The sequence below is a fragment of the Neptunomonas sp. genome (genome assembly GCF_041601355.1).
Lineage (GTDB): Bacteria > Pseudomonadota > Gammaproteobacteria > Pseudomonadales > Balneatricaceae > Neptunomonas.
Map to the genome: position 1 here is coordinate 1 of NZ_JBFIIH010000064.1, position 22,229 is coordinate 22,229.

At 44.9% G+C, this 22,229-nt stretch carries 16 protein-coding genes and 1 rRNA gene; 9 read left to right on the forward strand and 8 right to left on the reverse strand.

From position 1 onward, the window contains the following. A partial coding sequence (locus ABY436_RS11335) for an SDR family NAD(P)-dependent oxidoreductase (protein WP_372739085.1) occupies positions 1-396 on the reverse strand: 396 nt, incomplete at its 3' end. 3 nt (positions 397-399) lie between these two features. Beyond that, positions 400-1,377: an LLM class oxidoreductase gene (locus tag ABY436_RS11340; RefSeq protein WP_372739086.1), complete on the reverse strand. Its 978-nt coding sequence runs from the start codon at positions 1,375-1,377 to the stop codon at positions 400-402. A 386-nt stretch (positions 1,378-1,763) separates the two neighbouring features. Here ABY436_RS11340 and ABY436_RS11345 point away from each other — a divergent pair, with 386 nt between their 5' ends. The 4 genes from ABY436_RS11345 to ABY436_RS11360 all read left to right on the forward strand — a co-directional run bounded on the left by ABY436_RS11345 (position 1,764) and on the right by ABY436_RS11360 (position 8,611). Next, complete coding sequence (locus tag ABY436_RS11345; protein ID WP_372739087.1) at positions 1,764-2,396, forward strand: TVP38/TMEM64 family protein; 633 nt, start codon at positions 1,764-1,766, stop codon at positions 2,394-2,396. 406 nt (positions 2,397-2,802) lie between these two features. Further along, the gene (gene ilvC / locus ABY436_RS11350; protein WP_372739088.1) at positions 2,803-4,278 is read left to right on the forward strand and encodes a ketol-acid reductoisomerase; all 1,476 of its coding nucleotides are present in this window, start codon (positions 2,803-2,805) and stop codon (positions 4,276-4,278) included. A 114-nt stretch (positions 4,279-4,392) separates the two neighbouring features. Continuing rightward, positions 4,393-5,811: a molybdate ABC transporter ATP-binding protein ModF gene (modF, locus tag ABY436_RS11355; RefSeq protein WP_372739089.1), complete on the forward strand. Its 1,419-nt coding sequence runs from the start codon at positions 4,393-4,395 to the stop codon at positions 5,809-5,811. Positions 5,812-6,112: 301 nt separating this feature from the next. Beyond that, the gene (locus ABY436_RS11360; protein ID WP_372739090.1) at positions 6,113-8,611 is read left to right on the forward strand and encodes a methyl-accepting chemotaxis protein; all 2,499 of its coding nucleotides are present in this window, start codon (positions 6,113-6,115) and stop codon (positions 8,609-8,611) included. Positions 8,612-8,627: 16 nt separating this feature from the next. Here the strand turns inward: ABY436_RS11360 and ABY436_RS11365 are convergent, their stop codons facing one another. Then, positions 8,628-9,566, reverse strand: coding sequence for a LysR family transcriptional regulator (locus ABY436_RS11365; protein ID WP_372739091.1), 939 nt, complete (start codon positions 9,564-9,566; stop codon positions 8,628-8,630). Positions 9,567-9,674: 108 nt separating this feature from the next. On the opposite strand from ABY436_RS11365, the gene ABY436_RS11370 reads away from it, so the two are divergent. Together ABY436_RS11370 and ABY436_RS11375 are read left to right on the forward strand one after the other, a co-directional pair. Continuing rightward, positions 9,675-10,685 (forward strand): NADP-dependent oxidoreductase, encoded by a 1,011-nt coding sequence (locus ABY436_RS11370; protein ID WP_372739092.1) that lies wholly within the window; start codon positions 9,675-9,677, stop codon positions 10,683-10,685. A 64-nt stretch (positions 10,686-10,749) separates the two neighbouring features. Continuing rightward, positions 10,750-11,427, forward strand: coding sequence for a type 1 glutamine amidotransferase domain-containing protein (locus ABY436_RS11375; RefSeq protein WP_372739093.1), 678 nt, complete (start codon positions 10,750-10,752; stop codon positions 11,425-11,427). Between the two features lie 143 nt (positions 11,428-11,570). Here the strand turns inward: ABY436_RS11375 and ABY436_RS11380 are convergent, their stop codons facing one another. From ABY436_RS11380 to ABY436_RS11390, 3 genes are all read right to left on the reverse strand, one after another. Continuing rightward, entirely contained in the window at positions 11,571-12,584 is a 1,014-nt protein-coding gene (locus ABY436_RS11380) for a patatin-like phospholipase family protein (RefSeq protein WP_372739094.1), read from the reverse strand. A gap of 78 nt (positions 12,585-12,662) precedes the next feature. Then, on the reverse strand, positions 12,663-13,445 hold the full coding sequence (locus ABY436_RS11385) for a 3-hydroxybutyrate dehydrogenase (protein WP_372739095.1): 783 nt from the start codon (positions 13,443-13,445) through the stop codon (positions 12,663-12,665). A 184-nt stretch (positions 13,446-13,629) separates the two neighbouring features. After that, complete coding sequence (locus ABY436_RS11390; protein ID WP_090729932.1) at positions 13,630-14,976, reverse strand: magnesium transporter; 1,347 nt, start codon at positions 14,974-14,976, stop codon at positions 13,630-13,632. A 422-nt stretch (positions 14,977-15,398) separates the two neighbouring features. Here ABY436_RS11390 and ABY436_RS11395 point away from each other — a divergent pair, with 422 nt between their 5' ends. Genes ABY436_RS11395 through ABY436_RS11405 form a run of 3 tightly spaced genes read left to right on the forward strand, consistent with a single transcriptional unit; the run spans position 15,399 to position 21,131 of the window. Continuing rightward, positions 15,399-17,510, forward strand: a complete 2,112-nt coding sequence (locus ABY436_RS11395; protein WP_372739096.1) for a TonB-dependent receptor plug domain-containing protein — start codon at positions 15,399-15,401, stop codon at positions 17,508-17,510. A 26-nt stretch (positions 17,511-17,536) separates the two neighbouring features. Further along, on the forward strand, positions 17,537-18,466 hold the full coding sequence (locus ABY436_RS11400) for an ABC transporter substrate-binding protein (RefSeq protein WP_372739097.1): 930 nt from the start codon (positions 17,537-17,539) through the stop codon (positions 18,464-18,466). Between the two features lies 1 nt (position 18,467). Next, a complete protein-coding gene (locus ABY436_RS11405; RefSeq protein ID WP_372739098.1) occupies positions 18,468-21,131 on the forward strand; it encodes an ATP-binding protein in 2,664 nt (887 codons plus the stop codon). Between the two features lie 360 nt (positions 21,132-21,491). Here ABY436_RS11405 and ABY436_RS11410 read toward each other — a convergent pair whose 3' ends face one another. After that, a complete protein-coding gene (locus tag ABY436_RS11410) occupies positions 21,492-21,932 on the reverse strand; it encodes a DUF2489 domain-containing protein (RefSeq protein WP_372739099.1) in 441 nt (146 codons plus the stop codon). A gap of 210 nt (positions 21,933-22,142) precedes the next feature. Then, positions 22,143-22,229, reverse strand: a 5S ribosomal RNA gene (gene rrf, locus ABY436_RS11415); the annotation flags it as partial.

Consider the following 22,229-nt stretch of genomic DNA (forward strand, 5'->3'; position numbering starts at 1 on the left):
GATAACCCGCCCTGAAGTACCTAACAATGACATAAGCTGCTGAGTGAGCAGATAGGGGGCAACAGTATTCACGGCAAAGCGCGGATCAAGCCCATTCTCAGTGAGACTAACTGACGCACTGTATATTCCGGCATTATTAATTAACACATCAAGTTTTGAATGCTTTTGTGCCACTGCATTTGCCAGTAGCTCAACATCCGCCATACGTGAAAGGTCGGCAACATAGCTTTCAACCAGCCCCTCCCCGGGTAACTCGGCGAGCATCTTTTCAACCGCTTTCAACTTTTCCGGGTTACGCCCATGCAGAAGAACATGGTGCCCCAGTAAAACCAGCATTTTGGCCGTTTCCAATCCGATACCATCGGTGGAGCCGGTTATAAGAATTGTTTTTTGCATGGATTATTCTCCGTGATTCAGAAAGTCTGGCAAAACCTCTTCAGCCAGTCGCTTCAGTGTTGATTCTGTATCTGCCTGATTAAAGCGCAGGTTAAGTGCTACATGGTTTACGCCGATCGCTTCCTGTGATTTAAGGTAGCGCTTAAGTTGGTTGGTACCCAACCGAAACCCCAGATGAATAGGTTCTGCTCTGGCATCAGGATCGTCTGCCAGATCAACATAGAGTGGTTGCATGACGGGTTGAGCGGGTCTGCCAGCCATATCGACCCTGGCTCGCCAATCCTGGATAATCTGCGACTGCAACGCCAGACTTCTTGGATACATTACCCAGCCATCAGCATTCTCGGCGATCCAAGCCGGATCCTGTTGACTACCACCGGTAATCAACAGCGGCAATCGTCCGGATACGGGTTTAGGTAACATATCCATATCACCAGATAAGCGTCCGTAACTACTCTCGAATTCCGGGTTGTTCTGCCACATATGCTTTATGTATTCGTAGCTTTCACGAAACCGCTTACCCCGATCATCAAAGGATAAGTTGTGTGCTGGGTATTCTTCGGGCCGGTCGCCCGAAGCCACGCCTAAAATGAGTCGGCCGCCGGACAGCTGATCGATACTGGCAGCAGCCTTAGCCACATGCGCAGGATGGCGTAATGGCAACACTATACTAGCAACGCCCAATGCGATCCTGTCCGTCTGCCCAGCCAGAAGCCCCAGATAGACGAAGGGATCAAAGAGCTGCCCGGCATCGCCAAACGAAGGTACATTAAAGGGAACGTCCCGTAGCCAGATGGCCGAAAATCCGAGCTTTTCTGCCAGTTGAATTCGCTCAAGATGATGCGTCATCGTTGGTACCGGCCCGCTATCATAGGTTTCCAACGGAACCACCACACCAAGGCTCAATTTATCAGGACGAAATACTGAGTTATAACCCTGATTGATTGGCTGAAACCCTGAGCTTTCAGGTAATTTAAGCATGGTTGCTCCGTTCACAGGTCAGTTGAATACTGATGAAAGTTAACACCTAGGAGTTTTGTTGATAATCCATCAAAATAATGAATAAGTTTCAGTAAAATATTGATAATCAATCACCCTGAAGTAAGCGATATCCGACGGTGGCTGCAGCGCTACAGGCAATAAATACTTGATAGAAAACACGCAGAGGAGTTTCAGTTATACATCAAGACTTTTTTTCTACAGATAAGTTTTTCCTGCCGATAAATAGTTGAACTAACGGCATAAACTATTTTCTCAATAATACAGATAATTCATTAAGCGCAGGCAACGTCATTTCTATTAATCGCTTTTTAATAAATAGCATTTTCAACAGCACTAAGACGCCACTGATACTGCTTTTGCTATTTATGCTGGCTGCTGGATACCTGGTTTATGCTTTTCCACCGCTGAAATATATCGAGCCATACATTGACGCAAAAGCACTCGGCGTCTGGGTAGATCAGCAAGGCTTTTTTGGTATGCTTGTCTTCGTTATATTCGCTACCTGCACCGCCGCGGTTGGTTTACCAAGGCAACTGATTGCACTGATTGGCGGTTATAGCTTTGGCTTATTTGAAGGCGTGCTATTGGCGATCAGCAGTATTAGCTTCGGCGCACTGCTAACGTTCTGGTTCGCTCGGTTTGTCGCCCGTCCCTGGGTGCGACAGCGTTTTCCTGGAGCCATTGTAAAACTCGACAGTCTCATTGTGGATCAGGCATTTTTAAAGATCCTGACCATTCGCTTTTTACCCTTGGGTACCAACATGCTGACAAACCTTGCTGCGGGAACAACCCAACTCCCTGCAAAGCTATTTTTTAGTGCTTCATTTTTGGGTTTTTTACCGCAAAGCACACTTTTTGTACTGGGTGGAAACGGACTGAACATCAACTCTAGCGGTCAGATATCACTCAGTGTTTTTCTGTTATTGCTCTCCAGTCTGCTTTGCTGGTTCCTCTACAGGAAACATAAACAACACCTTGAGCCGCCATTAGATTCATGAAGAAACGGGGCAATCCGGGTGATACTAGCGATGCGGCATGGCACGTTTTTCAGGAAAAGCATCGAGGTTCAATAGAGGTAGGGAAATTTGCAGATCGGATTATTCTGTCGGTCGACTCATTAGAGAGCCCAAAGAATATAAGACAGTGAGAAGTGCCGGAGACAATCCTTGCATCACATCCGTCGATGCAAATAACGCAACGTAGTAATGAATATATATCAATATACGCAAGACTCAAATTTCTATAAAGTAGCGCTATTAAAATTTGCAGTAGCACCGTATATAATAGGCCGCTAAGCAAATTTAGCATGACAAAGCTATGCACCACAGAGCTGTGCATGACAAATCTATGAATTATTGTTTTTGCCGATGTGGCAACAACGAAATTATCAGGGAACTACCAGATATGCCAAATAATTACTTCAATACCCTGCCTCTGCGTGAGCAGCTTGCGCAACTGGCGAAATGCCGTTTTATGGACATTTCTGAGTTTCCAGACGGTGTAGAAGCACTCAAAGGCAAAAAAATCGTTGTTATCGGTTGCGGTGCCCAGGGCTTAGCTCAGGGTATGAACCTACGTGATAGCGGCTGCGATGTATCTTACACATTGCGTGCTGCAGCGATTGCTGAAAAACGTCAATCCTGGAAAAGTGCGACTGAGAACGGTTTCGTTGTTGGTACCTATGAAGAACTCATCCCTACTGCCGATGTTGTTCTTAACCTGACACCTGATAAGCAGCATACCGCTGTTGTTAATGCCATCATGCCTTTGATGAAGCAAGGCGCTTGCCTGTCTTACTCTCACGGTTTCAACATCGTTGAAGAAGGTATGAAAATCCGTGAAGACTTAACCGTTATCATGGTTGCTCCTAAGTGCCCGGGCTCTGAAGTACGTAACGAATACGTGCGCGGATTCGGTGTACCTACACTGATCGCTGTTCACGAAGACAACGACCCTAAAGGTGAAGGTCTGGCGCTGGCTAAAGCTTACGCCGTAGGTACTGGAGGCCATAAAGCAGGCGTATTGATGTCTTCTTTCATCGCGGAAGTTAAATCTGACCTGATGGGCGAACAGACTATTCTTTGCGGTATGTTACAGACTGGATCTCTGTTGTGCTTCGACAAAATGGTTGAAGAAGGTATCGACCCTGGTTACGCATCTAAGCTGATTCAGTTTGGCTGGGAAACCGTTACCGAAGCACTGAAGTACGGCGGCGTAACCAACATGCTGGATCGCTTGTCTAACCCAGCTAAAATTAAAGCATTTGATCTGTCAGAAGAGCTTAAACTGATCATGCGTCCGCTATACAACAAGCACCAGGATGACATCATCGACGGTACTTTCTCCCGCACTATGATGGAAGATTGGGCTAACGACGACGTTAATCTGCTTAGATGGCGCGCAGAAACAGCTGAAACAGCATTCGAAAAAACACCAGCGGGCGATGTAGAAATTTCTGAACAAGAATACTTCGACCACGGCATCCTGATGGTTGCCATGGTTAAAGCGGGTGTTGAACTGGCTTTTGAAACAATGACAGCGGCCGGCATCGTTGCTGACTCTGCATACTACGAGTCTCTGCATGAAACTCCGCTAATCGCCAACACGATCGCACGCAAGAAACTCTACGAGATGAACGCTACTATCTCTGATACGGCTGAATACGGTTGCTACCTGTACAACCATGCTTGTCTGCCACTCTTGGCTGACTTCATGAAAGGTATCAAAACTGATGTCATCGGCAGAGGCCTGGCTGTCGACGACAATGGCGTTGATAACGCGCGTTTGATCGAAGTGAACACGGCTCTTCGCGCTCACCCTGTAGAAGCGATCGGTACTGTACTACGTGGCCACATGGCTGATATGAAGAAGATCGTATAATCACGATCGCACCTGTAACCCCTTACAGGTAAATGAAGGCCGGGACTCATCTCCTGGCCTTTTTTTTGAATGTTAATCCTCTACCCTGCGACGACAAGTGGACTCCGGATACCTATGAATATTCGCCTAGATAATCTGACCATTAATTTTGACGACCGTTTTCAATTAGATGAGATCAACTGGCACATTGATGATAGCCAGCACTGGGTTATCACAGGCGCAAACGGTTCAGGCAAATCGGCACTGGCTGCCGTACTTGCAGGTATAGGCGAACACATGTCAGGAACACTGAGCGGTGTGCCGGCAAAAGTAGGCATTGTCTCTTTTGAAGCGCAGGCTGAACTGATAGAAGCCGAACTGAAAAAAGATGACGCGGACATCATGGATGTGATCTCCGCAGGCACGCCGGTTTACGAAATACTAAACCCCGGCAATAGCAATCAACAGCTCATCGATGAGTTAGTAGAAAAATTTTCTATACAGTCGTTGGTTAACCGGGCTTTTCGTAAACTCTCTACAGGTGAATCACGCAAAGTCATGCTAATACGCGCGTTAGCCAGCGAGCCTGACTTGCTGGTTCTGGACGAGCCATTCGATGGGCTGGATGCATATACACTTGAAATGCTGCAAGAATATTTAACATCACTGGTAGAAACCGTGCCCATGGTACTGGTTCTTAACCGCTTTGATGAGTTTCCTGAGTTTATCACGCATATCGCCTATGTCGATCATGGCCGGCTGCAACACCAGATTGATCGAAATGACAGCAAAGCATACAACGAGCTGTATCAGTTGCTACATTTAAAAACCACTGATTTAGAAGTACCTGCGGCCGACCCTGAAACGGCAATTCCGCGCTTAGACCCCACTCAGCCACTGGTGCGTCTCAACAATATCGACATTAAATATGATGATCATAAAATTATCGATTCACTGAATTGGACCATCGAACGCAATCAGCATTGGCAACTCAGTGGCCCCAACGGTAGCGGCAAGACCTGTTTACTTTCATTGATTACCGGCGATCATCCACAGTGTTATGTTAACGATATTTTCGTCTTTGGTTTCCAACGGGGTAACGGCGAAAGTATCTGGCAGATAAAGCAATTTATCGGTTACGTTTCCACCGCCCTGCAATGGGAATACAAGGTCGGCACAGGCCTGCGTAATGTCATTATTTCAGGCTTCTATGACAGCATCGGCCTTTACACCAAAGCGACTGATCGTCAAAAGAAAATAGCGGATGAGTGGCTGGCTTTACTGGGCATGAGTAAGCGTGCTGATGTGCCCTTCAATAAGCTCTCATACGGTGATCAACGGCTGTTGTTAATTGCCCGGGCAATGGTAAAACATCCGCCACTCTTGATTCTCGACGAGCCTTGTTTGGGTCTTGATGATATGAACCGTCAACTGGTTTTGGCGCTAATCGAGAAAATCTGCGCGGGTAGCGAAACCTCTGTGCTGTATGTAAACCATCACCCGGAAGATCAGATTAAAGGCATTGATAATTATCTGGCGCTGGAAAAAAAATAACGCTGTAACATCTCAACACCTCACCTCTTAAGATCAGGGCCACCCTTCACCACCGGCCCTGTCAACGCTAAAAATCAGTATCATAAAGTGAATACGCCTAAAAACCTTCTCACAACACGACTATCTCACTGACATCATTGATTATAAGCTCCCTGTCATGATGGGTAACAGACAGAGTCATTATGCGTGTACCCATCTACATACAGAGAATTTTGTCTGCAACACATTTGCTTTCATATCTTCTATACTGCATAGAGAATCAAATGACAGGGCCGTTCGCTAGCGTCGCTTGGAGGCAAGATTGAAATCTTTTAATAACCTGAACATAAACGTAAAACTACTCATCAGTTTTCTATTGATAGGTATAGTACCGTTTACGATTCTAGCAATGATATCCGTTTACAAAGCCAGTGACTCTCTGTCAAAACAAAGCTATCAGCAGCTTGACGCTGTGCGCAGCATTAAAACCAAACAGATCGAGCACTTCATGGCAGTCAGCCGCCGGGATACGATCAGTCTCGCGTCGATACTCAGTACGCTCCTAAATACCGATACACTTCAACAAGTCATCAACGAGCAAAACACAGCGGGCAATAATCTATTTGCAACCTATCTGGATAATCATGACTATGTTGACCTGCTTTTAATTGAACCTAATGGACTGATCTCTTATACCGTTGCGAAAGAAGCCGACTATCAGACCAACGTGATGACAGGGCCATACCGACAATCTCATTTGGGGGATCTTTTCCGCAATATCATACAAACAGGGCACTACGCGGAAGTGGATTTCGCACCTTACGAGCCAAGCTCCGGTGCCCCCGAACGCTTTATAGGTGCCCCTGTCTATAATGCAAACGGGACGCTCGCTTTAGTCGTCGTATTAGAAATCCCTATCGATCCTATTAATGACATTATGGGAATACGTGAAGGCATGGGAGAAAGCGGTGAATCCTACCTGATTGGCTCTGATTTTCTGATGCGCTCTGATTCTTTTCTTGACCCAAAAAACCACTCAGTCGCGACCTCTTTTGCCAACCCTTCTACAGGAAAAGTAACAACCGTAGCTGCAAAAGCAGCCATCTCAGGCGAAACAGGTAGCCAATTAATTATGGATTATAAAGGCAACCGGGTTCTTTCTTCATACTCACCGATAGAGGTAGGAGGCAATCGTTGGGGGTTATTGGTCGAGATTGATGAAACTGAAGCGTTCGCCGCCGTCACTACGCTGAAACTTTGGATACTTTTTATTGGTTTATCCGGTACCTTAATTATTATTTTTGCTGCATGGCGAATTTCGCAAAGAATAACCACACCCATTACTCAACTGGCACACACCATCCATCAGGTTGAAAAAAGTGGTGACTTTTCATCTCGATTAATTATTTCCAGCGAGGATGAAATCGGACAAGCCAGCAAAGCCGTTAATCAATTGTTACAAGCCACTCAGGATGCCCTGTCTGATACAAAATCAGTGATGAACAAGATGGCAATGGGTGACTTCAGCGGCAGAGTATCGCGTGAATTACGCGGTGACCTTAACGACCTGAAGCAAGCCATTAATCACCATGCCGAGCACACCCAAACCAGTATTCTTACCCTAAAACATTTGATGCAGTCTTTATCCAAAGGTGAATTTGATGTTGAAATAGACACGACACTAACCGGCGATTACCAGAGTATGATTGAATCAGCACAAACGGCTATGCTGAATATTGGAGTCGCCATACGGGAAGTCAACAGCATTACGGAAGCCATGAAAAAGGGTGAATTTAATCTGCGGATTGAAAGCCCACTCCCTGGCCAATTACATTTTTTGAAAGAAAACCTGAATGACTCGCTGAATGCCGTTAGTGAAGCCACATCAGAAGCCGTACTGGTAGCGGGCCTTCAATCTCAGGGGAATTTAGTATCACGAATAAACGGCCAATATCAGGGACGCTTTGACGAGCTAAAACTAGCGATCAATCACGGCCAGCAGGCTATTGCCATGTTAGTCAATGAAGTACGAGCCTCCGCCTCTGATGTCGCCAATGCAACTAAAGAGATATACCTGGGGAATAATGACCTCTCAAGCCGGACGCAAGAGCAAGCACTCTCCATCGAAAGAACCAGTGTCAGCATTAAGCAGATAAGTGAAGCGATCCGGGCAACCGCAGAAAATGCCAATCAGACACATATTGTCGTCAACCAAACTAAAGATATTACCGCCCAAAGCGCTGCTGTCATGGCAGGTGCGATCCATGCCATGGCAGCTATCCAAACCTCCAGCAAACATATTAGTGAAATTACAGGGCTAATTGACAGCATTGCCTTCCAGACTAATTTACTCGCACTCAATGCCGCCGTAGAAGCCGCCAGAGCCGGTGAACAAGGACGCGGATTTGCCGTTGTTGCCAGTGAAGTACGCGCATTATCACAAAAATCTGCGCAAGCCGCTAAGGAGATAAAATCACTTATTCAGGATACCAATGAGCGTATCACCGAGGGTACTGAAAAAGTGCAGTTGTCTGCCGATGCTCTGCAACAGATCACCACCAGTATCGAGGAGGTAAACCGGCTGTCTCAGGAGATCAGCGACTCCAGCCAGGAGCAAGCCAATGGTATTTATCCAATCACACTTGCCATCGAATCTATTGATGACATAACTCAGCAAAATGCAGCGCTAGTCGAAGAGATATCCGCCGCCGCTGAAGCAATGCATGATCAGGCAAGCGGTCTTAATACGTTAATGCAGCGCTTTATCACCGAACAGCCCGTGCCTGAACAACGTGACGATACACATGCGGCACAACTATAAAGTCAGCGCTATGAATTTACGCTGTGAAATTTGTCTTCAACTTGTGAAGTGTCTCTGTTAGTTCCTCAAATACTAACTGGCGAAGCCAGATATGAGCAGCATCTTTCATATAGCGCTCGTGCCAAACAATCGAGTAAGTAAAGCCGCTCTGCTCCATAGGAAAAGGTAAAATTTTCAGCTGGTAATGCTGAGCGCAACTTTGAGCTAAGCCAAAAGGGATTGTTAATATCAGATCACTTTGTGCCACCAGCGATAGTGCTGCAACAAAATGAGGAACTCGCAGCGCAATGCGTCTTGCCAGTCCTTGTTCTTCCAGTAAATAATCAATCGCGCCTTTACGCGCACCTCCCATAGTGATTAACGCATGTGGCTGGCGGGCATAAGCTTGCAAATCAATACCGCTCTCAGAGAGTGGATTAGCCGCGCTAACAACGCAGACAAATTTATCATCCCCCACTCCCCGGCCATGCACCGCTGCCGGGGCATCGGTTACCGTGCAGATAGCTAAATCAATACTTTCCTGATCAAGTTGATGCAGCAAATTCTCTTGCCAGGGAATAATTTCCAGATCCACATGGGGCGCCTCTCTTCTGAGGCGACTTACCACTGCCGGTAATAGCACCTGCGTGCCATAATCCGTGGTAGCTAGTCTAAATGTATTTTGTGCTTCTGACGGAATAAACAGAGGAGGCTCAATCAATAAACTGAGCTCTTGTAACGAATGGTACAACTGTGACGCCAACGCTTCTGCCCGAGGTGTAGGAGACAACCCTTTCGGCGTACGAGTAAATAACGGATCATTAAAGAGCTGTCTCAGACGCGCCAGATTCCGGCTAATAGCAGGCTGCGTTAAATTCAAACGTCCGGCCGCCCGGGTAACATTGCGCTCCTCCAGCAATACTTGAAATACAGGAAGAAGGTTCAGGTCAGCTGCCGATAAGCGAGCAATACTCATTCATCATTACTCAAAGTTATTGCGGATATTTTAATAATGCATTGGAAGCATATTGCAAGCAAGTTTATATTAGAGCCTATCATTTACACATAATTATCAGGCAGAAATATGTATATCGAATCAAGTCGGGAAATTCATCTTAAACATCGCCCTTCAGGTATCCCAGGCAGCGAAGACTTCAGCCTGGTTTCAGTACCTGTGAGCGTGCTCAAAGAGGGCGAAGTGCTGGTTAAAAATCTATGGATGTCTGTTGATCCCTACATGCGCGGTCGCATGCTTGAACGCAAAAGTTATATTGCACCCTTCGCACTTGATGAAGTATTGAGCGGTGGTGCGATCGGTGAAGTGGTTGAAACAAATAATCCTGCTTTTCCTGTTGGCAGCAAAGTTGCCAACATGAGTGGCTGGCGCGAGTACTTCAGTACCTCGGGTGCAGATCTGCAACTCTTACCGAAAACAGACATCGCGGACCAGGCTTTTCTCGGTGTACTCGGCATGCCAGGAATGACGGCTTACACCGGACTCAGCAAAATAGCCCAACTCAAAGAGGGTGACAACGTCTTTGTTTCCGCCGCTTCGGGTGCGGTAGGCGCCATTGTCTGTCAGATTGCTAAACTAAAAGGCTGCTATGTTGCCGGTAGTGTGGGTTCCGATGAAAAGGCCCGCTACCTACTTGAAGAGCTCGGGGTCGATGCAGTGGTTAATTACAAAACCACAGATAACCTGCAAGAGAGCATAGCGACAGCCTGCCCTCAGGGTATTGATGTGTATTTTGAGAATGTCGGTGGCGCACACCTTGAAGCCGTTCTGAACCTGATGAACGACTATGGCAGGATTGCCGTATGCGGCATGATTGACCAATACAACGCAACATCACCCAGTGCTGGCCCATCAAACCTGTCACAACTGATTATCAAAAAACTGACAATGCAGGGCTTTATTGTGTTTGATCACTGGGATGGCTATCCCGCCTTTGTTGAACAGATGACGCAGTGGATTCAACAAGGAAAAATCAGTGCTAAAGAAACCGTATACCAAGGCATAGAGCAAGCGCCTGAAGCCTTTATCGGTCTGTTTACGGGAAAAAATACCGGTAAAATGCTGGTAAAGCTTGCCTGATCTGACGGATGTCAGAAATTAATTAAAAGCCCTACAAAATGGCTTACTTACAGGAATTATCAACATGAACGTTCTTTTTGTACTCACATCGCATGATACATTGGGCGATAGTGGCGAGAAAACCGGCTTTTGGATTGAAGAGTTTGCTGCACCTTATTACACCTTGGCAGATGCGGGCGTTAACATAACCCTCGCTTCTCCTGCCGGTGGGCAGCCTCCTATCGACCCTAAAAGCGAACTGGAAGATTTCCAGACACAAGCCACGCGTCGCTTTGATAAGGATAGCGAATTACAGCAAAAATTAGCCAGCACAAGCAAGCTAGCCGAGCTATCAGCAGATAATTTCGATGCGATATTCTATCCGGGCGGGCATGGCCCGATGTGGGATCTCACCAACAATACTGCATCTATTAAACTGATTGAGACGTTTTACCAACAAGGTAAACCTGTTTCTGCTGTCTGCCATGCGCCGAGTGTATTGCTGAATACTAAAAATGCTCAGGGCGAAGCCTTATTCAAAGGAAAAAAAGTCACAGGTTTCAGCAACACGGAAGAAGCCGCGGTTGGACTGACTGAAATAGTACCTTTCTTACTGGAAGACGAATTGGAAAGCCGCGGTGGGCAGTATAGTAAGGGGCCGGACTGGAGCCCTTATATCGTTCAGGACGGTCTGCTGATAACCGGCCAGAATCCAGCATCATCTGCAGCAGTGGCTGAAGCTTTACTTGCACAATTGAAATAGTCTTACATAAAAGCGGATATGCAATAGGAGCCCGCCGGGCTCCTTGTTTCGATCTTTTGTATAAGTTTTACTACGCCGCCTTGCTGATATGAAGTGCGCTTATATAAACTTCACTTATATTAACTTCATTTTATAAAATAATATTATGAAAACTCATGCTTCAAATCAAGCGTGGATCGCACACCCAAACCCTCATAATGTTCATCAAGAAATGCCTTGGCTGATTCACGGCCAATATCACGCAGATGTGTCAAAAATTCCCACTCAGAATTCATTTTACTGGAAGCTGATAATGGGTTTATCTCCTCGGTGGCTTCGATCCTATGCACTAATATGTCAGCATAATGTTCTTTATCCAGTTTATGCTCTTTTAACAATCGATGCACAAATTCAACGCTACGCAACTCCCTTAATAAAGATGAATTGAACGAAATTTCATTGACGCGATTCTGTATATCCAGCGCGGTTTTGGGCGTGTCGTTACGCTCAATCGGATTCACCTGCACGATTAATACATCTCTGGACTTAGTCGTATGAAACAAAGGATACAGAGGTGGATTACCCACATAACCACCGTCCCAATAAGGTACACCATCAATTTCAACGGCTTGATAGAGGAAGGGTAAGCACGCAGAAGCTAAGATCATATCCGCCGTCAGTTCTTCACGCTCAAACACTTTTATCTTACCCGAATGCACGTTGGTCGCCGCAATAAATAGCTTTAAGGCGCTGCACGCTCTGACCTTTTCAAAGTCGATGCTGGACTCAACCAATTCACGTAAGGGATTAATATTCAGCGGGTTAGTATCATAAGGAGAAGCAACCCGGCTTAACAGATCAAGCATCACCTGAGCAGGAGAGCCACCGATATTCCAACTCCCTGTCAGAATATCCAAAGGACTTCGCTTAATGGGGCTAAACCTTCCCATATGCGACACCTGCCGCCAGAATTGCTCAAGTGCGTCGCGAGCACCATCCGCGCCACCGTCCATATATCCTTGCGCCAACACAACCGCATTCATTGCACCCGCACTGGTACCCGAAATGCCCTCTACACTGACACGCCCATCTTCCATAAAATAATCCAGCACTCCCCAGGTAAACGCCCCATGTGAGCCACCACCTTGCAGTGCCAGGTTGACCGATTTTTTACGCATCCGTGTAGTCTTCCTTGTAAACATTATTGAGCCTGAGCACATTCTTCTCTGATAGTAGAGAATTTAAAATTCAATTTTCTACTGTGCAGTCCAGCCACCTTCCACAGGAAGCGTCGTGCCTGTGATAGATGCCGCTCCGTCGCTACAGAGGAACACGGCAACCGCTGCAACCTCATCAACTGTGACAAACTTTTTCGTCGGTTGTGCTTTAAGCATCACATCCTGTTTAACCTGTTCTTCTGTAATCCCACGCGCCTTAGCTGTATCGGCCACTTGCTTTTCTACCAATGGCGTCCAGACATAACCCGGCGCAATCGCATTAACCGTAGTGCCAAACTCGGCCAATTCCAATGCAACCGTTTTAGTCAGGCCAGCAATTCCGTGCTTAGCTGCTACATAAGCCGATTTAAAGGGAGACGCAACCAAGGCATGCGCAGAGGCGGTATTGATAATACGTCCCCATCCACGCTGCTTCATGCCAGGAATAACAGCCTTTGTCGAATGGAAGGCCGCCGTCAGGTTAATCGCGATAATGGCATCCCACTTCTCTTCGGGGAAGTCTTCAACGGGCGAAACGAACTGGATACCCGCATTGTTAACCAGAATATCGACAGAACCGAAAGTCTGTTCTGCTTCAGTGATCATGCCGGCTATTTCATCTGACTTGAGCATGTTTGCTGAAGAGAATAGAACCTGAACAGCGAAATCAGCTTGGATAGAGGCTCTGATCGCTTCGTTCTCTTGCGGGCTTCCTAAACCATTAATCATGACATTAGCACCCTGCTGAGCCAGCCCGCGGGCTATTGCCAAACCAATACCAGAAGTAGAACCCGTCACAACCGCATTTTTACCTGTCAGCATTATCCATTCCTTTTAAAAGTCATTATTCAAAGCCTGAGTCCAACAGCAGAACTGTCAGCCAACTTAATGCAAAGCACAACATTAACACAGCCTTGTTGTACACAAGACTAACATAATTACTGCAGTGCACAAATCTCTCCTGATGAGAGGCAGAGCACCTTTTAATATATTTAATCACTGAATTTTAAAGCAAAAATAGTGTACCTAAGCCGAGAAATGTAACGAACCCCACCACATCGGTAACGGTTGTCAGTATCACTGACCCCGACAAAGCCGGATCAATCTTCATTTTATCCAGTAACACAGGAATCAGGACGCCAGAGAAAGCTGCCGCAACAATATTGATAGCAATCGCCGCAGCAATCACGATGCCGATCATCATATCCGAAAACCAATACGCGACAATCCCGCCGATGGCAAACGCCCATAAAATGCCGTTAAAACCACCTACACTTAACTCTTTAATAAGCAAAGGTGAAAGGTTACCTCTGGATATCTGCCCCAAAGCAATACCACGAATAATCAGTGTCAGCGTTTGGCTGCCAGCGATCCCGCCCATTGAAGCAACTATCGGCATTAATACAGCCAGTGCGACCACTTGCTGCAGCGTTGCTTCAAATAAACCAATAGCCCATGAAGCAAGAAATGCCGTCAGTAGATTGATCCCGAGCCATGTTGCCCGGCGCATCGAACTTTTCCAGACAGGTGAAAACAGATCTTCATCTTCGGACAAACCCGCTCTGGCCATCTGCTCAGCATCATGTGTTTCCCGCAGGATCTGAAAACCATCCTTGATGGTCATACGACCAATAAGCATTCCTTTTGCATCAACAATCGGAAGAAGCACATAATCCGATTTTTCCTGAATTTCGGCACTTTCTTCTAAACTGGTTTCTGCGGCTAATGGCTCTGCATCCTCATCTAACAATTCCACCAGTGGGATATGCCCCGGCGAGCCAAACGTACTGTGCAAAGGAACTGTTCCTGCATAACGCCCTGCCCGATCCGTCAGAAATAATGCATCCGTACATTCCGGAATATCGCGACGTAACAAACGTAAGGCGTCATAAACCTTCGCATTCTGAGGCAGAATCAATAGATTATGATCGGCATAACGACCTATTTGATTGTCGTTATATTGGCTACTGTGCTCGAAAAACTGCCGTTGCTTTTGATTCATCTGCTGCAAAGCAAGATCGATCAGATGCTCTGGTAGAGAATCAGACAGCTCTATCAGGTCTTCCGGCGACAACCGACCGAAAAGCTGTTCAAGCATATCAGAAGGCAATGTATTGATAATGGACAGACGTGCATCCGAGCGCATATCAACAAGCACTTCAGCCTGCATCTCAACAGGAACCAACTGCCATTGCGACAACCGCTCTTCAGTCGGCAACGCCTCTAGTAACAGTGCCCATTGATCATACTCAAGATCTTCCAGTTGATCCTGTAGTGCTTCTTTATCAAAGTCTGTGCCAGACTCTTCTGAGTTAACAATGAGGTCTACCAGAGGGCCTATATCGTCTGACATATGTCAAAAACCTGTGAGTAATATGAGCTGATAAGACTGCCATGATTTGCGTAACATAACCAATAAATTAGCCGCTAGCACACAAAAAATTTTTGCTTGATCAAGTATTTATCCAAGCGTCCTACTTAACACAATGGCTGCGAAGTGAAGCGCTGAAAAGGGCTCTTTAAAAGAACGCTTTCATCCTCACTTACCTGACGGCCAAATAGGTGCCTTCATACAGATTTTCTGTCACCTATTAGATTTAAACCTACTACCTCCACTCTAAATTCGTTATTCTTCTAGCAATTCTTTAGTGATTATTCAGCATGCTAGATTGGGCTCTGACAAACAATGGATTTATTATTGAAGCAGTGATTATGCTGGCCATCATTATTTATGTTGGCACACGCATCTAGTAATACTTAACTATCAGGTGTCATATGATTTATCCGCGCTTGGATCGTGTTCAGCAACTTCTATTATCTATCGCTTTATCCATCCCGAGTATCGCCTGCCACGCTTATAGTGAAACCGACTTATTCAGCGATATTCCTGAAATAGTCTCCGCAACACGTATCTCTCAGGATATTTCGGAAGTGCCGGTATCCACCACCGTCATTACTCAGGAATTAATACAAGCGTCCGGGGCCATTGATATTGCGGACTTACTTAAGCTGGTTCCGGGCTTTCAGGTATATACACCCAATGCGAATAAATACGCCGTAACCTATCATGGTGCGTCTGGTGAGTTCCCACGAAACCTGGATGTCCGTATTAACGGACGTCCCGTCTATATCCCCTTACTCTCGACTGTTGCCTGGAACACGCTGGGGATATCGATAAGCGATATACAACGTATAGAAGTGGTGCGAGGCTCCAATGTACCCTCTTATGGGTCTAATGCGCTGATGGGTGCAATCAATATCATCACAAAAAATCCGATAGAGCAGCCATCCTCTCAGATCACGACAACTGTCGGGTCTCAGGGTAAGAGAGACATAACGACAGCGTTTAATGGAAAAGTGAATGATCTGTATTATCGCGTCAGTCTGGGGCATGAACAAAATAACGGTTTTGACTTTCAACAGGATGGGGAAAATCTCAATTTAGGTAATATCCATCTTGTTTTTACCCCGTCACTTTATGACAGCATTGATTTTACTGCCGGGTTTAATAATGGCACGATGGTCATCGGTGATGGCGGTAATCAAGGTGAATTAAGGGAGTTTCAGGACAGGGAGCACTTTTCCCACTTCCAGCATTTACAGTGGAACCGCATCATTGATGAAAAAAATGAGTTGAATACTCAGCTTTACCATAACTACCTGGAATTAAAAACCCAGTCATATCCTACGTCCGAACTTTTAAATGATCCTGGGCTAATCCAGCTCAATGGGCAATTAGCATTCCTTGCATCTGTTATGGGTAATACTTACCCCTTCCCAAGTACTCAAGTGAGTGACTTTAACGTTAACACCAGCGCAGAAAATGGCAAAACAGAAACCTACGGTGCTGAAATCCAACACACCTTTTCTCCAAGCAACGCTTTCACACTAGCGTCCGGATTAGGATTACGTTACGAAAAAGCATCCAGCATCGTACTTTTAGGCCATGATAAAACAGTCGATGAAGAGGTTTATTTTATTTTCAGCAATGCCGAATGGAAACAAACAGACAAACTCAGCTGGAATGCGGGGTTCATGTCGGAATTATCCTCAATCACTTCACCTTCTAACTCAATAAGACTTGCATCAAACTACAAACTCACCCATTTTTTAACGTTACGTGGAGCCATAACCCAAGCGTTTCGCACACCCTCATTGCTGGAAGAAAACGGGCAAACCGCTTACATATTCCCTGAAGGCGTACCTTACGACTATGTTTCTTTTGCTAACGACAGTATTGAAGCTGAAAAGCTAAACGCTGCAGAAGTAGGCATCTTCTGGCTATTTCCACAACAAAGTGGTTTTCTCGATCTGAAGTTTTTTAACGAACGTATTTCACATGGACTGGATAACTGGTTTTATGAAGGGCCGATTGACATCAAATCGGCTCAGCAAAAATTTGCCGGTGCCGCGTTTAATGACGAAGTCAGAGAATTACGTAATGCATCCAATCGAAAGTCGCGCGGCGTTGAAATTCAAGCCAGCCTAAAACCTACCGATAAAGACCTGATCCACTTTGCTTACAGCTTAAACAAGCTCAGCGGCATATACAGACGTGGCTCTTATCCCGGGAAGGCCGACCAACGGTATGATGACGCATCACCGCGCCATACAGCAACGCTGTTACTCAATCACCGCTTTACACCCTCTGTGGATGCCAGTCTTATTTTTAATTATCTGTCAGATGTGACGTGGTTAGGTTCAAATATAAAAGAAAGCTATCAGACAACTGACCTCAATGTTTCTAAATCTTTTCACTTAGGCCATAACAGGCAATTAACGACCAGCCTCTTAGTAAAAAACATGTTTGATCAGCAGTACTCAGAATTTCAGATTAAAAACCTTTATGACCGACGTCTATACTTAACAATGACGTTAGATTTTTAAACCTCTGGCAAGGACTGCCCTAAGATATGAACAACAGAAAGTGGAATATAACAAAAATAAGACTGGTAACAATAGTTGCCAGCCTCTTATTTACATCCATTTTTTGTCCGGCTTTTGCTGCGGGTAAGCTAACTGTATTAGTTAGTTCTGAAAGTCCAGCTTACCAAGTGGTGGTTCGTACTATTCGTAGGACACTCCAGTCAAATATTCAAATTGAGGAATACACACCAGCTACCATTGACACTATTCCTGCGCCTCCGCAACTGCTCTTAACAGTAGGGTCAGCGGCATTTGAAATAGCCTTAGACAAATTTCCAGAAGCGCCGGTTATTGCCAGCTTTTTGCCTCGTCGAGTCTTTGAGCAATTACTTAGCAACTCGCCAAGAAGTCTACAAAACACAACCGCCATCTTTATTGACCAATCAATGCTTCGGCAATTGACCTTAGCGCGCCTGATTTCTCCACAAGGAACAACCATCGGCACTGTTTTTGGAGCCTCATCGATAAAGGAAAGTCAGCGCCTTCATCAAGCAGCGGCAGAAACCGGATTCAGGATCAAATCAGTGCTGCTTAACCCTGATGATAATCCTGTTAACACCATGCAACCCGTTATTCAGGATACTGATATCTTTTTAGCTATTCCCGATAAATCAGCCTTCAATCGCGCCAGCGCCAAGTGGTCTTTATTTATTACACTTCGGGGGAGGAAACCACTTATCGGCTTTTCTGAAAAATACGTAGATGCCGGTGCGCTCGCTGCAGTATTTTCATCGCCGGAACAAATTGGCAAACATACGGCTGAAGCATTAAATACTTTTATAACAACAGGTTCCTGGCCAAAGCCCGAGCACCCGAAATACTTTACCGTAAAATTAAATTATCAATCTGCACACACCATACAGATCCAGCTCCCAAACACTGACATCTTGCAACATCAATTGGAAGGGATCAATTAACATGACTTCAGGTTTGTTAGATAAACTCGGAATCAGACAACGTATTCTCCTGCTGACCCTTTTGCCGCTCCTCTTTATCTCATTACTATTAGGTGGATACTTCACTTATACACGCTTGCATGATGCGGAGCAGTCACTTATAGAAAGAGGGCAGTTACTGGCTCGGTTAATTGCATCATCGTCAGAATTTGGCTTTATTACTAATAATAACGAATTACTTAAATCGCTCAGTAAAGGTCCCCTCTTAGAGCAGGATGTTGCTGATATCTTATTTCTTAACGGCAAATATGAATTAATCTTACGCTCTGATCAATTTAATGTAGATTTAAAAGTATCTGCTGCACAAACATATCAAGAGGGTCAATATTGGTATTTCACACAACCTATAGTCACCACGGGTATTCCTTTTTTAGACAATGCCGAATTTCTGGAGTCAGAACAGATAGTTGACACTGTAGGTTGGGTAGTTGTCGTACTATCGGAATCAAGAAAAATAAAAAAAGAGGAGCAAATCTTTTTTGCAAACTCCATGCTGCTATTAGCAGGTTTCATTTTTACCTTTTTTCTGGCCCGGCGTTTTGGCAAACGTATCAGTTTACCCATACTTGAGCTCACACAAGTAATGGAAAAGATTCAGGCTGGTGATTATGAGGCACGAATAACCAATTCCTATACCGGTGAGTTCAACTCGCTCGCTTTTGGGCTCAACAACCTCGCAGATACGATCCACACGTCAATCAAAAATCAAGAATCAAGAGTTGAACTAGCGACGCGGCGTTTACAATCAACTTTAGACCATTTAGAGCAACAAAATAGCGCCTTAGGAAAAGCAAGGAGACGCGCAGATGAGGCAAACAAAGCCAAAGATGACTTTTTAGCCCGCATGAGCCATGAGCTACGTACTCCGTTAACATCTGTTGTCGGTTTCGCCAAACTACTCCAACAAAGCCCCTGCTCAGATGAGCAGTTGGAAAACATCCGAATCATCAACCGAACATCACAGATGCTACTATCTATTATTGATGACATTCTGGACTTTTCTAAACTCCAGCAAGATGCCATTTCTATAGAAAATATTCCGTTTAACCTGGTAGAGGTCATCTACGACGTCCTGGAAATGCAAGCACCACAAGCACATGAAAAAGGACTGGAACTGATAGCCAATATACCTGATACAAACTACCTTGAAGTAGAAGGAGACCCAACAAGGCTGCGACAAGTTATTTCAAATATCGTATCTAATGCGGTCAAATTCACAGACAGTGGCTACGTTGAAGTCCATCTTGAAACAAAATCAATGAATACACAGCAAAGTGTATTCACAATCCGAATTATCGATAGCGGCATTGGTATACCGCAGGCACAGCTCAATCAACTGTTTAAAGCCTTTATTCAGGCAGATACATCTATCACACGGCGCTTTGGCGGGTCCGGTCTTGGCTTAGTGATTGCAAAAAGACTTACGGAGCTTATGGGAGGAAAATTATCCATGAGCAGCGAACAAGGCAAAGGGACGACCCTTACACTTATTCTCGCACTCAAAGTGATACCACAAAAAGAACAGATCGATACAAAGGTAGAAAAATTACAAAAATCAGTACTTTATTATGAAGCCAATACTACACTAAGCAAGGCTCTCAAAATTGAATTAGAAAAACAGATTTCTACGCTCGTTACGACAAACGACTTAACACAACTACTGCAGTTAACGCGGACTTACGACACTATCATCCTTGGCATACCTGCTAACCATGAGCTTCACGAATCCGTTCTGGCAGCATTACCACTAATAGAATCTAACGGCACAGAGGTTATCGTACTTTCGCCCAATTGCCTGAACCTCCCCATCATGAGCTCAAACATATCCATATTAAACAAACCAGTCAGACCTCATCGTATTTATCAGGCATTAAACAAAGCAGCGAAACTCAAAAAAATAATCACCGAAGAAAAAAAACCGGAACAGCAGATAAGAATTGTTGTGGCTGAAGATAATGAATTTAATAGCATACTGATTAAGAAAATTCTTGATACTTATAATTTTCAGACATTCTTAGCCAGCACCGGGCTGGAAGCAATTCAGCTTGTTCAAGAGCACAAGCCTGACATTGTTTTAATGGATGCACACATGCCCGTCATGGATGGCTTTGAGGCGACCAGACAGATTAAAACACAGTGGCCAGACTTACCAATTATTGCATTAACTGCCAACATTATCCCGAGAGAACACACCGCCCTCTATGACGCAGGTATTTCTAAGGTTCTGCTTAAGCCAATCAATGATAATGAACTCTTAGACACCATCAGGCGCTTCACTCAGGAAGACGTGAATGCGAAAGCACTATGCCCCCCATCTCCTCATACAACGGATATTCTTGAATATGGTGTTGGACATGAAAAAATACACAAAGAGCTTCAATCTCTAATCAATAGACTCAAACAGGCTTATGAATTACAGGACATTTCTGCTTTAAAACAGATCAATCATCAACTGGCTGGAATCTCAGGGTTATATGAATTACCCGAGATCGAATGTTGCGTGGCAGAAATCCAGGAATTGCTTGAAAGTCAAATACCGGCTTGGCGAACCATCTGGAAGTACGTATGGCGCCTATCTCGTTCATTAAAAATACAAAATAAAACCGAAACTCAAAAAGAACGGTAAGTCGGCTCATTATCTATCAATATCTTTAACTTTTGCCTAATCTGTTCTAATTGTTTCATCCCTACGGGGTTGTAGCGAAATATTCCCGAACCAAAGCACACATCCTTGTTATCTTCAGCTTGCAGCTCAAGTTCATAGCATTGCAGCCGGATTTTCTCTAAGTCAGGGTCATGCACTATAGGAATGCTAATGAACAGGAGCCACCTGTCATCCTCAGATTTCCCATCACATAATTCTGAAATCAATAAACAAGCACTCTTCTTATCTGGTCGGTATGTGGGGGCCCGGCCAAATAGCATTGACACTACGAGCAAGAGTAAAAGAAATAAAGTGACAAGAAAAACAACAATAAAATCCACGTCAGTGAAGGGGCCGACTCAGCTCAGCATTTAGCTTCACAGCCGCAGCTTTTACCTCTTCACCTCTATTCTCCTCAATATCAGACATAAAGAGTTCATATTTACGTTGGGAGCGTTTATCAAGTTCCTTCCAGGCCTTTAAAAATGGGATATGCTCGGTTTCAGCAAAAATATCGGAGAATACCGTATAAGACTGATTTTTATGTAGATCAGGGTCATGATGATCAATCAGCACTTTTATTCGAATCGATCCTTCAACCACACCCACCTGCCCTGTCATTAAAGCCTGAGATAAAATCTTTAGACTATCAATAATATACTTATACTTTTCTTGTTGTGCAGCACGTAAACGCTCAGCCTGCTCTGCTTGAGCCCTCTTAATATTTGCTAACGATATGTATTTCTTATAAATAAAAAACGAGAGGAAAAAAATAATCAACACGCCTAAAGCGATGAGAACAAAAACCGTTGACTCCGACATTTCATAGCCTATTTATTAATAATGAGTTGCAGGTAAATAATACAGGAAAAATAATCAGAAACCCTAAAATGAAATGCTAACTGATACATCAAATATGCATACAAAGTATCTCATTTCTCACAGGCATAAAAAAACCCCGATCACAGCGTGACCGGGGTTTCTCTATTAGGTGCTTGGCAATGACCTACTCTCACATGGGGAAACCCCACACTACCATCGGCGCTAAAACGTTTCACTGCTGAGTTCGGGATGGGATCA

Bases quoted from the DNA above. Each gene is read 5' to 3' on its own strand.
- ABY436_RS11340 (WP_372739086.1), bottom strand. From the start codon at position 1,377: ATGCTTAAATTACCTGAAAGCTCAGGGTTTCAGCCAATCAATCAGGGT.
- ABY436_RS11345 (WP_372739087.1), top strand. From the start codon at position 1,764: ATGCTGGCTGCTGGATACCTGGTTTATGCTTTTCCACCGCTGAAATAT.
- ilvC (WP_372739088.1), top strand. From the start codon at position 2,803: ATGCCAAATAATTACTTCAATACCCTGCCTCTGCGTGAGCAGCTTGCG.
- modF (WP_372739089.1), top strand. From the start codon at position 4,393: ATGAATATTCGCCTAGATAATCTGACCATTAATTTTGACGACCGTTTT.
- ABY436_RS11365 (WP_372739091.1), bottom strand. From the start codon at position 9,566: ATGAGTATTGCTCGCTTATCGGCAGCTGACCTGAACCTTCTTCCTGTA.
- ABY436_RS11370 (WP_372739092.1), top strand. From the start codon at position 9,675: ATGTATATCGAATCAAGTCGGGAAATTCATCTTAAACATCGCCCTTCA.
- ABY436_RS11375 (WP_372739093.1), top strand. From the start codon at position 10,750: ATGAACGTTCTTTTTGTACTCACATCGCATGATACATTGGGCGATAGT.
- ABY436_RS11380 (WP_372739094.1), bottom strand. From the start codon at position 12,584: ATGCGTAAAAAATCGGTCAACCTGGCACTGCAAGGTGGTGGCTCACAT.
- ABY436_RS11385 (WP_372739095.1), bottom strand. From the start codon at position 13,445: ATGCTGACAGGTAAAAATGCGGTTGTGACGGGTTCTACTTCTGGTATT.
- ABY436_RS11390 (WP_090729932.1), bottom strand. From the start codon at position 14,976: ATGTCAGACGATATAGGCCCTCTGGTAGACCTCATTGTTAACTCAGAA.
- ABY436_RS11395 (WP_372739096.1), top strand. From the start codon at position 15,399: ATGATTTATCCGCGCTTGGATCGTGTTCAGCAACTTCTATTATCTATC.
- ABY436_RS11400 (WP_372739097.1), top strand. From the start codon at position 17,537: ATGAACAACAGAAAGTGGAATATAACAAAAATAAGACTGGTAACAATA.
- ABY436_RS11405 (WP_372739098.1), top strand. From the start codon at position 18,468: ATGACTTCAGGTTTGTTAGATAAACTCGGAATCAGACAACGTATTCTC.